This is a genomic window from Streptomyces sp. NPDC102360 (genome assembly GCF_044766085.1).
Classification (GTDB): Bacteria; Actinomycetota; Actinomycetes; order Streptomycetales; family Streptomycetaceae; genus Streptomyces.
The window spans coordinates 35,858-51,279 of the sequence record NZ_JBIWLG010000019.1; the positions used below are offsets into that span (position 1 = coordinate 35,858).

Here is a 15,422-nt window from a genome sequence, read left to right on the forward strand (position 1 = left end):
CATCCGCCCATGATCGAGGTCCGAGCGATGGAACTGGGCGACGCGGACGCCGTTTCCGCGCTGCGGGTGAGCGGGTGGCGAGCGGCGTATGCCGGCATCGTTCCGCGGAGCCACCTCGATGCCATGTCCGCCGAGGAGGACGCGGCCCGGCGCCGCCGCCGTTTCCGGTCACCCGGCAACCGGACCGACAACTTCGTCGCCACCGACACCGACACCGTGATCGGCTGGGCCGCCCTGGGCCCGCTCCCCGAGCCCACGGCCGGCGAACTCCACGCCCTCTACCTGCTGCCCGAACGCACCGGGTCCGGCGTGGGCCGCCTCCTGCTCGACGCCGTCCGCTCCCGTTCCACCGACCGCGGCTTCCACCGTCTGTACCTCTGGGTCCTCGCGGCCAACACCCGAGCCCAACACTTCTACGAACGCGCCGGGTTCACCCCCGACGGCGCCGAACGCGTCGAGACGTACGACGGCGTACCGCTCAGGGACGTGCGGTACGTGAGTGACGTCGTCCCGCCCGCGTAGGCCCGCCATCCGCGCCCAGGGCGCCAGGGCCAGGGCCCTCTGGCTCTAGCAGTCACGCTAGTCCTGTGACCGGGATGGTTCACCGTGGTCGGAAGGCGGCCCGCGGGACGAGTGCACGCGAAACGGCTGGTATTACTGGGGTATGGAGGAAGAGACCGCACGCTCCGCGATTGACACGTTCATCTCCGCGTTCAACACCTCGGACGACAGGTATGTGACTGCCCTGCTCTCCCAGGCCCTGACCGTAGACGTGGTCTTCTGGGGGCCGTTGGGTCGCAGCGAAGGGATCGCGGCGGTCGAGCGGTTCGTGCTGGACATCCGGCGCCACCCGGCGGGGGCCGGCACGATGGTGCGCTGCTCGGCGGTGGACATGCCTGACGAATGGGCCCGGTACCAGTGGGTGTTCACCACGCCTGATGGAGGCCCCCGCCTGGCCGGAACGGACATCGTCCATCTGCGACGGAGCCTCATCGACCAGGTCATCGTCTTCGCGGGGGAGATCGAGCCGCCCGCCTCCTGAGGCGGCAAAGTCGGCAGTAGCTCTCGGTGGCCCGCTGCCGGCCGAAGGCTGCTCCTACTCCACTCCCTGCAACAAACGCGAGACCCCGGAATCGACTGGATTCCGGGGTCCGAGGGGGCACGCTGGCCGCTCACCGCGTGTGGGCTACCAGGCGTTACCGCGGCAGGAAACCGGGCTTCGCGTTGCCCAGGTCGCGCAGGTGCGCGAGGTAGTCCTGAGCGTGGACGGCTCGTCGGCGTACCGACGCCGCATCCCGGCGGCCAGTCCGCGGCCAAAAAATGCCTCCCATCCGCGCCGTTTGCGCAGGTGGGAGGCATGATCGCGAAAACTACTTCTTCTTGCCCTGGTTCTTGACCGCCTCGATGGCCGCCTTGGCCGCGTCGGGGTCCAGGTACGTGCCGCCCGTCTTGACCGGCTTGAAGTCCGCGTCCAGCTCGTAGGCGAGCGGGATGCCGGTCGGGATGTTCAGGCCCGCGATGTCGGCGTCGGAGATGCCGTCGAGGTGCTTGACCAGGGCGCGCAGCGAGTTGCCGTGGGCCGCGACCAGGACCGTCTTCCCGGTGAGCAGGTCCGGGACGATGCCGTCGAACCAGTACGGCAGCATGCGCGTGACGACGTCCTTGAGGCACTCCGTCTGCGGGCGCAGCTCCGGCGGGAGCGTCGCGTAGCGGGGGTCCTCGAACTGGGAGTACTCCGCGTCGCGGTCCAGCGGCGGCGGCGGGGTGTCGTACGAGCGGCGCCACAGCATGAACTGCTCCTCGCCGAACTCGGCGAGGGTCTGCGCCTTGTCCTTGCCCTGGAGGGCGCCGTAGTGGCGCTCGTTCAGGCGCCAGCTGCGGTGGACCGGGATCCAGTGGCGGTCCGCGGACTCCAGCGCGAGCTGGGCCGTGCGGATCGCGCGCTTCTGGAGCGACGTGTGGACCACGTCGGGGAGCAGGCCGGCGTCCTTGAGCAGCTCACCGCCGCGGACCGCCTCCTTCTCGCCCTTCTCGTTGAGGTTGACGTCCACCCAACCGGTGAACAGGTTCTTCGCGTTCCACTCGCTCTCGCCGTGGCGGAGGAGGATCAGCTTGTACGGTGCGTCGGCCATGGGGCCGAGCCTAATCGACCCGTCCGGCGCCCGCCGATTGACGGTCCCCGTCAATTGAGTGGCCGATACCACTACCCGACGCGTAAGTTACGTAAACCTTCAGCACCACTTACATCGGCCTCGGGGGATGCACCCATGTCAGTCGCCTCGCTCAGACGTGCCGCCCAGGAGTCCGTCTCCGGACTGCCGCGCGAATTCTGGTGGCTGTGGACCAGCACCCTCGTCAACCGGCTCGGGAACTTCGTTCTTACGTTCCTCGCGCTGTACCTGACCGCCTCGCGCGGGTTCTCGGCCGCGTACGCCGGGCTCGTCGCCTCGCTGATCGGGCTCGGCGGTGTCATCGCGTCCGTACTCGGCGGGGTGCTCGCCGACCGGCTCGGGCGGCGGCCGACGCTGCTCGGCGCGCAGCTCGCCACCTCGGCGACGGTCGCCGCGCTCGCCTTCGTACGCGACCCGGCGTGGATCGCGGTCACCGGCTTCGCCCTCGGCCTCGCGTCGAACGCCTCGCGGCCCGCGATCCAGGCGATGATGGCCGACATCGTGCGCCCGGAGGACCGGGTGCGGGCGTTCTCGCTCAACTACTGGGCGATCAACCTGGGCTTCGCGGTCTCCTCCGCGTACGCCGGCTTCCTCGTCGCGCAGAGCTATACGTTCGGGTTTCTCGTCGAGGCGGCCATGACGCTCGCCTGCGCCTGCGTCGTCTTCGTGAAGGTGAAGGAGTCGCGGCCGACGAGCACGGTGGTGCCCGGCGCGCCGTCGAGCCCGGTGGTCACCATGGGGACCGTGCTGCGCGACGGCCGATTCATGCTGATGGTGGGGCTTTCGTTCCTGGTCGCCGTCGTGTTCACGCAGAGTTCGGTCGGGCTGCCGATCGTCATGGGCGAGAACGGGCTCAGCAGTTCGGACGTCGGGCTCGTCGCCGCCGTGAACGGTGTCGTGATCGTCGCGCTGCAGATCCCGCTCACCCGGTACATCGAACGGCGTGATCCCGGGCGGCTGTTGACCGTCTCCTCGCTCCTCATCGGGTACGGCTTCGCGCTCACCGCCATCGCCGGATCGCTCGTCGCGTACGCGCTCACGGTCGTGGTGTGGACGCTCGGCGAGATGATCAACGCGCCTACGCAGTCGGGGCTCGTGGCCCGGCTCTCCCCCGCCGAAGGGCGCGGCCGCTACCAGGGCGTCTACACCATGTCGTGGTCGGCGGCGGCCCTCGTGGCCCCGCTCGCGGGCGGCTGGGTGATCGATTCGGCGGGCGCCGGATGGCTGTGGGCGGGGTGCGCGGCCCTCGGCACGGTGACGGCGATCGGCTACTGGGTGTTGATGCGGGGACTGTCGGACACGGAGCCCTCGGCACCGGCCGAGGCACCGGTCGCGGCGGCTCCCGTGGCGGCTCCCGTGGCGGCGGAGAACAGCCCGGCTTGACCGGGCAGTTCGGCGGGTACGTGACCGTACATGGCCGAACCCCCAAGGACCTCCTCCAGAACTGACGAACCGCCCAGAACGCTGGTGGGCGGCGTAGAGGTCGACGTCCCCAACAGCATCCCGGCGATCCGCGCCGCGCTCGACCCGAACCGTCGCCACGAGTTCGACAAGGCGATCAACGCGGCGGGCGTCGGCGAGATCCACGCCGTCATGCGGCACTGGATGCTGGAGGCGGTTCCGGACCCCGAGGCCGACGCGATCCTGGCCAGGCTCGCCCGCGACGAGGCGGAGAGGCGGGGCCCGGCGTGAGCCGCAGACGCAGGCGCGCCGCCTGCCGCGTCGCCTACGCACCGCCCGCCGACGACACCCTCGCCAAGATGGCGAACCCGGACGCCTTCCGCGACGAGATGGCCCGCACCCTCTCCCACGACCCCTACGGCCACGGCTCCACCACGGTCTCCGGAGAGCGCGACCGCCGCGAGGCGACGGTCGGCGGGGCGATAGTCCTCTATTACGTCTCCGGTTCGGTGCTGACCGTGACGGTGGTCCGGATGGTGGCGCTCAACTAGCGCTCAACTAACACTCAAGCAGCGCTCAAGCAGCGCTCAACCGGCCCACCGGAGTGCCTACTTGGCGGGGCGCCGCGTCAGATGCGTGAACGCGTCCAGGTTGCGCGTCGACTCGCCGCGCGACACCCGCCACTCGTACTCCTTGCGGATCGCGCTCGCGAAGCCGAGTTCGAGGAGCGTGTTGAAGGAACCGTCCGCCGCCTCCAGGACCGAGCCGAGGAGACGGTCCAGTTCGTCGGGGGTGACGGCGGCTAGCGGGAGCTTCCCGGTGAGGTAGATGTCGCCGAGCTGATCGACCGCGTAACTCACGCCGTACAGGCGGAGATTGCGCTCCAGGAGCCACCGGTGCACCCCGGTCTCGTTCTCGTCCGGGTGCCGGATCACAAAGGCGTTGAGCGAGAGGCTGTGCCGGCCGACGCGCAGGGACAGCGTCGTCGAGAGCTTGCGGGTGCCGGGCAGCTTCACGACGTACGAGCCCGCCTCCGGACTCTCCCACTCCAGCTCGGCGTCCTTCAGCGTGGACTCGATGACGTCGTGTGCCTGTCGCTGGTCAGCCATGGTGCGAGGGTACGTGACGGCGCCTCGCCTGCATCGCTGCCGTGTAGACGTCCGCCGTGGCGGAGGCCGCCGTGTCCCAGCCGAAGGAGAGGGCGTGGCGGGCGGCCGCGTCGCCCATCGTGTCGACCAGGTGGGGGTGGTCGGCGAACTCGCGGAGTACGCGCGCGTAGTGGGCGGGTTCGTGGCCGTCGACCAGGAAGCCGGTCTTGTCGTGGCGCACGGCTACGGGGAGGCCGCCCACGGACGCGGCGATCACCGGTGTACCCGCGGCCTGGGCCTCTATGGCGACGAGTCCGAAGGACTCGTTGTAGGACGGCATGACGAGGACGGACGCGGCGCGGAACCAGTCCGCGAGCGCCTCCTGGCCGACCGGCGGCTGGAAGCGGACCACGTCCGCGACGCCGAGGCGCGCGGCGAGCTTCTGGAGCGCCGCCGGCTTGGCGAGTCCGCTGCCGCTGGGGCCGCCGACCACCGGGACGACGATGCGGGAGCGGAGTTCGGGGCGCTCGTCGAGGAGGACGGCGACGGCCTTCAGGAGGATGTCGGGTGCCTTCAGGGGCTGGATGCGGCCTGCGAAGAGGGGGATCAGGGCGTCCTGGGGCAGGCCGAGGCGGGCTCGGGCGGCGGCCCTGCCGTCGGCGGGGCGGAAGCGGTCCAGGTTCACGCCGGGGTGCACCACGGCGACGTTCCCGGGGTCCGCCTCGTAGTGGCGGACCAGCTCGTCGGCCTCCTCCGCCGTGTTCGCGATGAGGCGGTCGGCGGCGCGCACGATCTGGGTCTCGCCGATGACGCGGGCGGCCGGCTCGGGGGTGTCGCCCTCGGCGAGCGACGCGTTCTTGACCTTGGCCATGGTGTGCATGGCGTGCACGAGGGGCGCGCCCCAGCGCTCGGCGGCCAGCCAGCCGACCTGCCCGGACAGCCAGTAGTGCGAGTGGACGAGGTCGTAATAGCCGGGGCGGTGGCCCGCCCACGCCTGCATGACTCCGTGTGTGAAGGCACAGAGCTGGGCGGGCAGGTCCTCCTTGGCAAGACCTTCGTAGGGGCCCGCGTCCACATGTCGTACGAGGACGCCCGGCGCGAGCTCGACCTCGGGCGGCAGGCCTCCGGAGGTGGCGCGGGTGAAGATCTCGACCTCTATGTTGATGGCCGCGAGCCGCTTGGCGAGCTCCACTATGTAGACGTTCATGCCGCCCGCGTCGCCCGTTCCGGGCTGGTGGAGGGGCGAGGTGTGCACGCTGAGCATCGCGACGCGGCGGGGGCGGCGATGCGCACCGGGGAACCGCAGCAGGGCCGGAGCAGCCCCGGAGCGGCGGAACCTGGTCACGTACTGGCTCACGTGGCGGGCCCTCCTTGGTGGGCTTACTGCGGGCACGACGACCGGAGGGCACAGGCCCCCTTCCAAGGCGGCAACGCCGGAGTCGGCCGCTCCATTTCCACTTTGCCGAATCATTACCGTGCGGGTCTCAACCAAAGCCGCGCCGGGCGCAGCGCATACCCTCTTACGCATGAGCCCGCGCCCCTCCTCCCGCCCCGTGGGAACCGTGACGCGAGGCACTACCAACCCCAATCGGCTGCGCCGCATGGACCGCTGGATCGCGGCCGTGCACGGCCCCGCGCTGCGTCGCGCCGACGACCCGGTGGCGGTCGACCTCGGCTACGGCGCGGCGCCCTGGACCGCGGTGGAACTGCTGACCCGGCTGCGCGGGGCGGCGCCGCACGCGCGCGTGGTGGGCATCGAGATCGAACCGGCGCGGGTCGCCGCCGCGAAGCCGTACGAACGCGAGGGGCTCACGTTCCGGCACGGCGGCTTCGAGGTGCCGCTGAGCACTCCCCCGCTCCTGATCCGCGCCGCGAACGTGCTGCGGCAGTACGACGAGGAGCAGGTCGCCGCGGTGTGGCAGCGGCTGTGCGCGCGACTCGCGCCGGACGGCCTCCTCGTGGAGGGCACCTGCGACGAGATCGGGCGCCGGCACGTGTGGGTCGCGCTCGGCCCCGAAGGCCCGCGCACCGTGACGTTCGCGACCCGGCTCGGCTCTCTGGACACCCCGTCCGACCTGGCCGAACGCCTGCCCAAGGCGTTGATCCACCGCAATGTCCCCGGTGAGCCGGTGCACGCCTTCCTGCGCGATTTCGACCGGGCGTGGGCGTCGGCCGCGCCCTACGCCTCGTACGGTGCGCGGCAGCGCTGGATCCGGGCGGTGCGGGAGCTCTCGGCGGACTGGCCGGTGGTGGACAGGCCGGGGCGCTGGCGGCAGGGTGAAGTGACCGTGACGTGGGGGGCGTTGGCGCCGCGGCGGGTTTCGACGGGCGGCTGAGACGCGGCGGAAGTCGAGGGAACGATCTCGGGGCCTCGTTCGTCGAACGGTGCGGGGCAGTTGCCGTACCGCGCCGGGGTCTGTCGGATTCGGGGCGCGCATGGCACCATCCCCGGAGCGCTCGACTTACTGACGGTCCATCAGGTTTGTCTCGGCTGTGGGGGCGGAAGCGGATGAGCAAGCGGAGCACGACGACGGTGGCGGCCCTGGCGTTCGTGTGCGCCGTGACCGTACTGACGCCGGCGGGACTGGCGTACGCGGAGCCGTCCCCCTCCCCATCACCGTCGAGTTCCCCCGGATCACCGTCGAATTCCCCCGGAGTCAAGGAGCTTGAGTCGATCCGCAAGAAGATCGACAAGCTGTACCACCAGGCCGCGGTCGCCACCGACGAGTACAACGCGGCGGAGGAGAAGGCGGCCGACCAGTCCGACCAGATCGTGAAGCTGGCCCGGAAGATCGCCGCGGGCCAGCAGGAGCTCGACGGCCTCAAGGGCCGGGCGGGCGCGGCGGCCCGGGAGCAGTACCGCAACGGCGGGATCTCCCAGGAGACGCAGTTCATGCTCGCCGGCGACCCGAGCCGCTTCCTCGACAACGCGGGGCGCGCCTACCAGGGGCAGCAGGCCACGCGGAACCTGATGTCCCGCCTCACCAGGACCCAGGACGACCTGGAGGCGTACGCGGACGCCGCCTCGGCCAAGTGGAAGGCGCTGGACGAGGGGCGCAAGAAGAAGGCCGCCGCGAAGCAGCGGATCGAGAAGCAGATCAAGACGGCGCGGAAGATCGAGGACAAGCTCGCCAAGAAGGAGCGCGAGCAGCTGCGGCAGCTGGAGGAGGCGGCCGAGCAGAAGGCGCAGACGGAATGGCTCTCCTCGGGCGTCCTGAAGGAGATCGACGGCAAGGCGTCGGCGGCCGGCAAGAAGGCCGTGCGCTATGCGTCGGAGCAGTTGGGCAAGCCGTATGTGTGGGGCGCCGAGGGCCCGAAGTCGTTCGACTGCTCGGGCCTGACCTCGCAGGCGTGGGCGTCGGCGAAGCAGCCGATTCCGCGCACGTCGCAGGAGCAGTGGAAGCAGCTGAAGCACATCGCCATCAAGGACATGCGGCCCGGCGACCTGATCATTTACCACGACGACGCGAGCCATGTCGGGATGTACATAGGCAAGGGCGCGATCATCCACGCGCCCCGTCCGGGGCGGAATGTGACGGTCGCGGGCGCGGGCTCCATGGCGATGCTCGGGGTGGTCAGGCCCGACGCCTGAGGCCCGGGTGGCCTGAAGCCCGGAGGGCCGGATCGCCGGAGGGCCGAATGTCGGACATGGGCCCGGACGGGTGACGTGTCCCACGTGACCTACCCCACGCGGGACACCGCGGTTCCGGCGCCCCGGCGTGACCTTCGTCATCTTCGACCCGCCCGACCAGGGACGGAACCCACCCAATTCCGGTGCGGGGAGCGGCATATGACTCCGGCCCTTCGCCGCTCACCATTCCGTTCGGGCGTCGGCTAACGCTAAGGTCCCCGTCGGTGGGCCGAGGACCTTCGTCCCGCCGTGCCCTCGGGGGGAGGGAAGGAAACCGAAGCGATGCCCGTACCCGTACCGCGGCAGAGAGCCATCCCGGCCGTGGAAAGTGGTCAGGCTCAGGACGCGCGCACCACGACCGACACGTACGACCCGCAGGACGAGCGGCCGACCACCGACCGTCCCGACGCCAACGCCAACGCCGTACAGAACGACGCGCAGAGCGCCGAGCGCGACCAGGAGACGCCGTCCGACGACGCCGCTCACGCGTCGGCACCCGCCGACCGTGACGCCACCGGCCTGACGATCCTGGTCATCGAGGACGACCCGGCGGGCTCCCTCAGCATTCCCGAGGTGCCCGACGCGGCGGGCAAGCCGATCCGGGTGCGCACCGCGCGCAACCTCACCGAGGCCGAGCGGCTGCTCACCGACGACGTCAGCTGTGTCCTGCTGGACCTCGCGCTGCCCGTCTCGAAGCCGGACAGGGCGGAGCCGGAACACCACGACGAGCTGCGGACGCTGCGGCACCTGCTGCGGCTGGCCCCGCGCCGGGCCGTGCTCGCCCTGACCACGTCGGGCGACGCCGAGCGCGGCGCGGAGGCGGTCCGCGTGGGCGCGCAGGACTACCTGCTCCGCGACGAGCTGGACTCCCGGCTGCTCGGCCGGGCCATCCGTTACGCGGTCGAGCGCAAGCGTGCCGACATCGCGCAGCAGGGGCTCACCGAGTCCCGGCTCCGCGCGCAGGAGAACGCCCGTCTGGAGCGCGGCCTGCTGCCGAAGCCGCTGCTCGACGGTTCGCCGCTGCGCTTCGCCGCCCGCTACCGCCCCGGCCGCTCACGCGCGCTGCTCGGCGGCGACTTCTACGACACGGTGCGCACGCCCGACGGCACCGTCCACGCGATGATCGGCGACGTCTGCGGGCACGGCCCCGACGAGGCGGCGCTCGGCGTCGAACTGCGGATCGCCTGGCGGGCGTTGACGTTCGCCGGCCTGTGCGGCGACGAACTGCTCTCCACCCTCCAGCAGGTCCTGGAGCACGAGCGCGCGGACGAGGAGATCTTCGCGACGCTGTGCACGGTCGACATCTCGCCGGACGGCCGGCGCGCGGGCCTGTGTCTGGCGGGCCACCCGGCACCGCTGATAGCGACCCCCGGCCGCCCCGCGGTCCTGCTCCCGTACGAGAACAACGGCCCGGCCCTCGGGCTGCTGCCGAAGGCGCGGTGGCCGCGCATGCAGGTGGAGTTGGGGCCTTCGTGGAGCCTGATGCTCTACACGGACGGCCTGATCGAGGGCCGGATCGGCCAGGGCAGGCAGCGGCTCGGCCAGGACGGGATGGTGGAGATGATCCGCCGCCGGCGGGCGCAGGGCCTGACCGGCGAGGGGCTGCTCGAGGCCGCGATGAACGAGGTGCGCGATCTCAACGGGGGCGATCTGACGGACGACGTGGCGGTACTGCTGCTGGACCGGTGAGGAGCCGGCGGAGGCCGCGGTGCGGCGGCCGGGTGCTGGTGCCGGGTGCCGGGGCCGGGCCGAACGGGTCGGTCAGCGGCCGCCGTTGTACGGACCGTACGGTCCGTCGCTGCTGGAGCCGCGGCCCTTGGAGCCCCCGCCGCCACCGCTGATCTGCTTGACGGCGGGCCGCACGTCCACCATGTACACGATGGTCGCGATGAGCCCGATGATCGGCAGGAACGACATGATCGGGAACAGCAGGTTCACGACGAACGCGATCCCGAGGATGATCAGCCAGAACGGCTTGGTCTTCTTGTCGGCCGCGCGGTAGGCGTCCTCGCGCCGGATGGCGGCGTCGACGAACGCGAAGCCACTGAAGATGATCAACGCCATGCTCAGCAGCCACATCACATTGGCGAACCCCTGCATCAGCACAACGCCACCACCAGAATCGTCTTCTTGAACAGTTCTTGAAGGACCTGCCCGCCACGGTACCCGCACAACGGGCCGGACACTCAGCAAGTGCCCGGCCCGTCGGCGTAGCCGCTACTTGGCAGGCGGCGTGGAGCCGGAGCCGGTCTTCTTGGCCGCGGGGGCCGTCTTCTTCGTCGCGGTGGTCTTCTTGGCCGCGGTCTTCTTGGCGGGACCCGGCTTGTCCGCGTCGGCGCCCGGCGCCTCCTTGACGTCGGCCTCCTTGGCCTCCGGCTCGGGGTCGGGCTCGACGGCCTCGGCGAGCTCGACGATCTCGTCGGCGGCCTCACCGCGCCACGACTTCACGGCCTCCTCGCCGTGCTCGGCGACCTTCTCGTACGTCTCGCGCGCCTTGACGGCGGCCTCGGCCGCGTAGCCGACGCCGCGCAGCGCGAACTCCTGGGCGCTCTCGCCGAACTTCTTCAGGTCGGTGTCGAGGCCCGCGACCAGCTCGTTCACCTTCGCCGTGAGGGTGGCCTGGGCCTCCTTGGCGCGGGTGGTCGCCTTCTCCTGCACGTCCTTCGGGTCGGTCTGCCGCACGGAGTCGAAGCGGGCGGGCGCCTCGCTCCGCAGCTGCTCGACGATCCCCGGCACCTTCTTGGCCTGCTGGTACGCCAACTCGGCGGTGCCGGCGGCGAAGTAGAGCGGGGTCGGGTCGGTGAGGGTCTTGCGCAGGTCGTCCTTGATGGCCATGGCGTGGTCCTCCCGGATCACATCAACTGCTGCTTGAGGGCTCGGCATCGCCCTGGTCGTGCTCGTCGCCGCCGTGCTCGTCGTCCGCGCCGCTGCCGTTCTCGTGCCTGAAGGCGTCGTAGATCTGCAACAGCACCTGCTTCTGACGCTCATTGAGCGAGGGGTCGGCGAGGATGACGGCGCGCGTCTCCACCTCGGTCCGCTCCCGCTCGGCGTCGAGAATGCCGGCGTGCACGTACAACGTCTCCGCCGAGATCCGCAGTGCCTTGGCCACCTGCTGCAGAACCTCCGCGCTCGGCTTGCGCAGCCCGCGCTCGATCTGACTCAGGTACGGATTGGACACTCCGGCGGCGTCGGCGAGCTGACGGAGCGACAACTGCGCGTTGCGACGCTGCTCGCGCAGATATTCGCCGAGACTTCCGACGTTGAGCGATGCCATACGTGCATGGTGCCGCACCCACGCTAACTTTTGCAAGCACCCGCTTGCAAAAGTGTTCCACCCGACACGGAAACAGTACGGCGGCGCCCTTGCCTGTCACCCGAAATGCCGCCCGATTCCTTCCCCCAGCTGCTGGAAGCCCAGCTCGGCGGTGCTCACTGCCGTCGCCTCCAGCTCGTCGGCCGCCTCGCCGGCCACGATCCTCCGCACGTTCTCCTCCGCGAGGATCCGCTGCGTGGCGACGATCTGCCCGGCCGCGATCCGCGCCTGCACCGCCGTCCCGCCGAGCGCCTGTGCGAGCGCCCGCTCGGACCGCTCCTGGTATCCGTAAAGCCGCGCCACCAGCTGCGGCGTCCCGTACAGCAGCCGCTGATACGCGAGTACCGCCGGGTGATCGCACAGGCCGGTGACCGGGTCGCGGCGCCGCAGCCCGTCCAGGAAATGCCGCCGCAGCGCGGCCAGCGGCGACTCGCCCTCGCCCCGCCCCGCGACCACGCGCGCCGCCTCGTCCTCGTGGTCCGCGAACTGGTGCAGCACCAGGTCCTCTTTGGAAGGGAAGTACCGGAACAGCGTCGGCTTCGACACCTCGGCCGCGGCCGCGACCTCGGCCACCGACACGTTGTCGTACCCCTTCTCCATGAAGAGCCGGACAGCGGTCTCGGAGAGGGTCTGCCGGGTGCGCTGCTTCTTGCGTTCGCGGAGGCCGGGGGCGCGGGCGGTCATGGGGAGGAGGGTACGTCCCTCCGCTCAGGCCGCCGCCCGCCGCCGCCACTCCGGCACCTGCGCCACCAGCTCCCACAGGTCGTCGAAGTGCTTGACCCACTGGCCGACGGCCGGTTCGTCCTCCGGCCGGCGCTCGGCGGCCAGGACCGTGAGGTCGGTGTCGTACCCCTTCGGGTCGTAGTACTCGGGCCCCTCGATCGACATCCGGGAAGAAAGGTCGTAGAGGCCGTGCAGGACGCGCTTGCGGTTGAAGACGCAGAGCTTGTGCAGCGGCGGCCCGGAGACGACCCGGTACTCGCAGTCCACCTCGACGTGCCCCAGCCGGGTCAGACCGGCCGCGAGGCCCGCGAGTATCTGGTCGTACTCCTGACACTTGCGCTCGATCCGGCGGCGGAACTCCGGTGCGTCCTGCGCCACCCCGTCCGCTCCGACTCTGGCCGGTACGTTCATGGGCTGGGAGAAGTCCGGAACGATCAGGCGCACCGTGACCTGCCTTGTGGGCCCCGGTGCGTCCTGCAGCCGTTCGAGCCGGTGGTACAGCTCGTTGAAGAGCGTCTCTCCCGTGTAGCCGAAGAAGCTGATCTCCACGCGCCGGGACTCGAAGGCGTCGGCCACGAAGTTGCCCAGGTTCCGGGAGTTCGCCTCCATCCGGGCGGGCAGCCTGCTGGCGGCGGTGAGCTCCTTGAGCGCGTCGTACAGGATGAAGGCGACGAGGCTGAGCAGGGCGCCGCCGAGGTACGCCTTGCCTTCCAGAGCGTCCCCGAGCGGGGTGACGAACTGAGCGGTCAGCCCGGTGACGAAGACGACCAGGAGCAGGATCCGTACGACTGGTGGCTCGACACGCTGCTGGAACCTGCGCAGCGCCCGGCCGACCCCTCCTCTGCCACCCGTGCCGTCCCCCGCACCACTGCCCCGGCCACTCGACATGCGCAGTCCTCCCCCGACGACCCGCTACCTCACCTCATGGTCCGCGTGTGGCAGGGCCAGGGCAAGGTACGGGTTGGACGCACGTGGCGATCCCGAGGGCATTTTCAGCCAGGCCAGGGCCTTGCGGAGCGTCGTCGTGTACGAGCCCACGGCCCGCTTCACATTCGGGGCGTCGAGACCGGAGCCGGTGACCAGGCGGTCCAGGTCGACGTAGGCGGAGCGGACCACTTCGAGACCCTGGTAGACGGGGACGTCGTCCTGCCAGCCTTGGGTGAACTTCGCCGGCAGTCGCTTGGCCCAGCGCGCGTACATCCGGTCCCGGACCTCTCGCGTGGTCGGCGTCAGGTGGATGTGCCGCACCAGGTCGTACAGCGGGTCCCCCACCATGGCCATCTCCCAGTCGATGAGCGTGAGGCCGATCCGCCCCTCGCGCCGGACCAGGTTCCAGGGGTTCAGGTCGCCGTGCAGGAGCCCATATGTGCGCCATTCCACGCGGTGCCCCAGCAACTGCTTACTCAACTCGTCCTCGCCCGGAAGCCCGAGCAGGGCTGCCAGCTTCTTCGACTCCGGCGCCAACTCGCTGACTAGACAACATAGTTGACGGCACATCCAGGGGTAGAAGCTGAGCCCGTCCATGTCCTGACTCTGCACTTGGAGATCGGCCTGCGCGAGCCGGCACAGCTGGTCGACCAGGTCGATCACCTCGCCGGGCAGCAGACCGTGCTCCGGATGCTGGGGCCCGCCCCGGGCGCGGTGGTGACCCGCGTACGACTGGATCGTGAACTGGTCCTTCAAGTCGCTCGTCCCGAGCGCCAGCACCCTGGGAACGCTGACCTCCGCGCCCGACTCCTCGATCGCCCGGAGCACTTCGTGCTCCTTGAGGAACCTGGGCTCGATCGGAGTGGCCGCACCCACCTTTCGGCGCACCATGACCCGGCCGAATCCCCGTACGTCGACGAACGTGCCCAGGTGGGCCGTCCCCTTGAAGACGTGCGAGGCCGGAGCGACCCCCTCCGCCCACAGAGCCTCCTCGACATCCTCCACGCCGAAGTCGTCCGGCAGGGTCAGCCGTGTGTCCGGCTCCCAGTGGATGGACTTGGAGAAGACCTTGCCGCGGTGCCGTCCGCCCCTCGCCACCCGCCACCGGTAGAGCAGCGGTTCGATCGCGGACGGCTCCAGCACATTGCGCAGTCTCAGCGGACGTTGGGCCACGGACAGCGCGCGGTGCACTTCGCTGACCGCCCGCTCCAGGTCACTCTGACTGAAGCTCTCGCCGAGGGAGTCGACCGCCCGGATCACGTCCGGGTACACGGACTGGGCGTGCTCGAAGTCGATGTAGTCCCTCAGATCGGATTCGAGTCCCGCGACCGCCTCGGGGCGGACGGACCACATCGCCTTGTGCCACTGGTCGATCACCTCGTTCCGCTGTTCTTCGGGGTACTGCATGCGCACCAGGTGCACGGCAAGGTCGTGCAGGGGGTCCCCGTACGTCGCGAGCTCCCAGTCCACCAACAGCAACAGCGGATCGCCGTCGTGCGTGACGATGACGTTCCCCCGGTGCAGGTCCCCGTGGAGGAGCTGGAACGGGCGGGGCGTCAGTTTCGGCGCCCACAGCTTGTGCAGCCTCAGCGCGTTCTCCGGCACGCCGAGTGCTACGAACAGCCCACCAAAATCCGGCCAGTTGGACCGGCGGATCTGTTCTTCGGCCTGCGTCATCAGCATGCGCAGGAATCCCCTGCTGTCGCCGTCCTTCGGCCAGTGCTCGGGGCGGGACGGCAGGGAGACCTCGGGCACGCTCGCCATACCCGCGAGCAGTTCCGCGAAGGCCTGGATCAGCAGCGGGTCGACGGGCTTCCCGTTCCGGCAGATGCTGGAGAGCGGCGTGCCCTCCAGGTAGCTGTGGATGGCCACGTCCTCGAACTGTGCCAGGCGCTGCGGCACGGGCCCGCCGTGTCCGCTCAACGCCTCCAGGACCCCCCGCTCGTCGAGCCAGGTCCTGATCACCACAGGGGCCACATCGTCCCTGCGCTGTCGGACCATCACTCGGGAGCCGAGCGGCCGGCAGAGGGACCGGGCTTCCTCGGCGGTCAATCGCACTACGTGGTTGAGGTTGTGGTGACCACTGATCTGCTCACCACTGCGCTGCGCGCGCCCCACGACTCGGCGCCAGACTGCGCCCACAGGCCGCTCCTGAATACTCATGCAAC

General features: G+C 70.3%; 17 protein-coding genes. 8 read left to right on the top strand and 9 right to left on the bottom strand.

Going from position 1 to position 15,422, the window contains the following annotated elements; translation table 11 throughout:
* Positions 1–9 precede the first annotated feature (9 nt).
* Together ACIRHA_RS40510 and ACIRHA_RS40515 are read left to right on the top strand one after the other, a co-directional pair.
* A complete protein-coding gene (locus tag ACIRHA_RS40510) occupies positions 10–522 on the top strand; it encodes a GNAT family N-acetyltransferase (RefSeq protein WP_403856422.1) in 513 nt (170 codons plus the stop codon).
* 142 nt (positions 523–664) lie between these two features.
* On the top strand, positions 665–1,042 hold the full coding sequence (locus ACIRHA_RS40515; RefSeq protein ID WP_403856424.1) for a nuclear transport factor 2 family protein: 378 nt from the start codon (positions 665–667) through the stop codon (positions 1,040–1,042).
* A 328-nt stretch (positions 1,043–1,370) separates the two neighbouring features.
* On the opposite strand, the gene ACIRHA_RS40520 is transcribed toward ACIRHA_RS40515, so the two are convergent.
* The gene (locus ACIRHA_RS40520) at positions 1,371–2,132 is read right to left on the bottom strand and encodes a phosphoglyceromutase (RefSeq protein WP_403856426.1); all 762 of its coding nucleotides are present in this window, start codon (positions 2,130–2,132) and stop codon (positions 1,371–1,373) included.
* 135 nt (positions 2,133–2,267) lie between these two features.
* On the opposite strand from ACIRHA_RS40520, the gene ACIRHA_RS40525 reads away from it, so the two are divergent.
* The 3 genes from ACIRHA_RS40525 to ACIRHA_RS40535 all read left to right on the top strand — a co-directional run bounded on the left by ACIRHA_RS40525 (position 2,268) and on the right by ACIRHA_RS40535 (position 4,123).
* Positions 2,268–3,554, top strand: coding sequence for an MDR family MFS transporter (locus tag ACIRHA_RS40525; protein ID WP_403856428.1), 1,287 nt, complete (start codon positions 2,268–2,270; stop codon positions 3,552–3,554).
* Between the two features lie 30 nt (positions 3,555–3,584).
* Positions 3,585–3,863, top strand: a complete 279-nt coding sequence (locus ACIRHA_RS40530; protein WP_403856430.1) for a hypothetical protein — start codon at positions 3,585–3,587, stop codon at positions 3,861–3,863.
* A gap of 68 nt (positions 3,864–3,931) precedes the next feature.
* Positions 3,932–4,123, top strand: coding sequence for a hypothetical protein (locus ACIRHA_RS40535; protein ID WP_351337851.1), 192 nt, complete (start codon positions 3,932–3,934; stop codon positions 4,121–4,123).
* A 57-nt stretch (positions 4,124–4,180) separates the two neighbouring features.
* Here ACIRHA_RS40535 and ACIRHA_RS40540 read toward each other — a convergent pair whose 3' ends face one another.
* Both ACIRHA_RS40540 and mshA read right to left on the bottom strand, forming a co-directional pair.
* The gene (locus tag ACIRHA_RS40540; RefSeq protein WP_403856432.1) at positions 4,181–4,681 is read right to left on the bottom strand and encodes a YbjN domain-containing protein; all 501 of its coding nucleotides are present in this window, start codon (positions 4,679–4,681) and stop codon (positions 4,181–4,183) included.
* Complete coding sequence (gene mshA, locus ACIRHA_RS40545) at positions 4,674–6,017, bottom strand: D-inositol-3-phosphate glycosyltransferase (protein ID WP_403856433.1); 1,344 nt, start codon at positions 6,015–6,017, stop codon at positions 4,674–4,676. The genes ACIRHA_RS40540 and mshA overlap by 8 nt, the downstream gene beginning before the upstream one ends.
* A gap of 169 nt (positions 6,018–6,186) precedes the next feature.
* Here mshA and ACIRHA_RS40550 point away from each other — a divergent pair, with 169 nt between their 5' ends.
* From ACIRHA_RS40550 to ACIRHA_RS40560, 3 genes are all read left to right on the top strand, one after another.
* Positions 6,187–6,996 (top strand): class I SAM-dependent methyltransferase, encoded by an 810-nt coding sequence (locus ACIRHA_RS40550; protein WP_403856435.1) that lies wholly within the window; start codon positions 6,187–6,189, stop codon positions 6,994–6,996.
* Positions 6,997–7,169: 173 nt separating this feature from the next.
* Positions 7,170–8,252: an NlpC/P60 family protein gene (locus ACIRHA_RS40555; protein ID WP_403856437.1), complete on the top strand. Its 1,083-nt coding sequence runs from the start codon at positions 7,170–7,172 to the stop codon at positions 8,250–8,252.
* Positions 8,253–8,573: 321 nt separating this feature from the next.
* Positions 8,574–9,980, top strand: coding sequence for a PP2C family protein-serine/threonine phosphatase (locus ACIRHA_RS40560; protein WP_403856439.1), 1,407 nt, complete (start codon positions 8,574–8,576; stop codon positions 9,978–9,980).
* 72 nt (positions 9,981–10,052) lie between these two features.
* Here the strand turns inward: ACIRHA_RS40560 and ACIRHA_RS40565 are convergent, their stop codons facing one another.
* The 6 genes from ACIRHA_RS40565 to ACIRHA_RS40590 form a co-directional block, all read right to left on the bottom strand.
* Positions 10,053–10,391 carry a DUF2516 family protein gene (locus ACIRHA_RS40565; protein WP_403856556.1) on the bottom strand — a complete coding sequence of 113 codons (339 nt, stop codon included), beginning with the start codon at positions 10,389–10,391 and terminating at the stop codon, positions 10,053–10,055.
* Between the two features lie 117 nt (positions 10,392–10,508).
* Complete coding sequence (locus tag ACIRHA_RS40570; protein ID WP_403856441.1) at positions 10,509–11,126, bottom strand: hypothetical protein; 618 nt, start codon at positions 11,124–11,126, stop codon at positions 10,509–10,511.
* 22 nt (positions 11,127–11,148) lie between these two features.
* Positions 11,149–11,565 carry a helix-turn-helix domain-containing protein gene (locus ACIRHA_RS40575; RefSeq protein WP_403856443.1) on the bottom strand — a complete coding sequence of 139 codons (417 nt, stop codon included), beginning with the start codon at positions 11,563–11,565 and terminating at the stop codon, positions 11,149–11,151.
* 96 nt (positions 11,566–11,661) lie between these two features.
* Complete coding sequence (locus tag ACIRHA_RS40580) at positions 11,662–12,288, bottom strand: TetR/AcrR family transcriptional regulator (RefSeq protein WP_403856445.1); 627 nt, start codon at positions 12,286–12,288, stop codon at positions 11,662–11,664.
* A 24-nt stretch (positions 12,289–12,312) separates the two neighbouring features.
* Positions 12,313–13,215 (bottom strand): hypothetical protein, encoded by a 903-nt coding sequence (locus tag ACIRHA_RS40585; protein WP_403856447.1) that lies wholly within the window; start codon positions 13,213–13,215, stop codon positions 12,313–12,315.
* A 24-nt stretch (positions 13,216–13,239) separates the two neighbouring features.
* Positions 13,240–15,396, bottom strand: a complete 2,157-nt coding sequence (locus ACIRHA_RS40590; protein WP_403856449.1) for a phosphotransferase — start codon at positions 15,394–15,396, stop codon at positions 13,240–13,242.
* Positions 15,397–15,422: the final 26 nt, after the last annotated feature.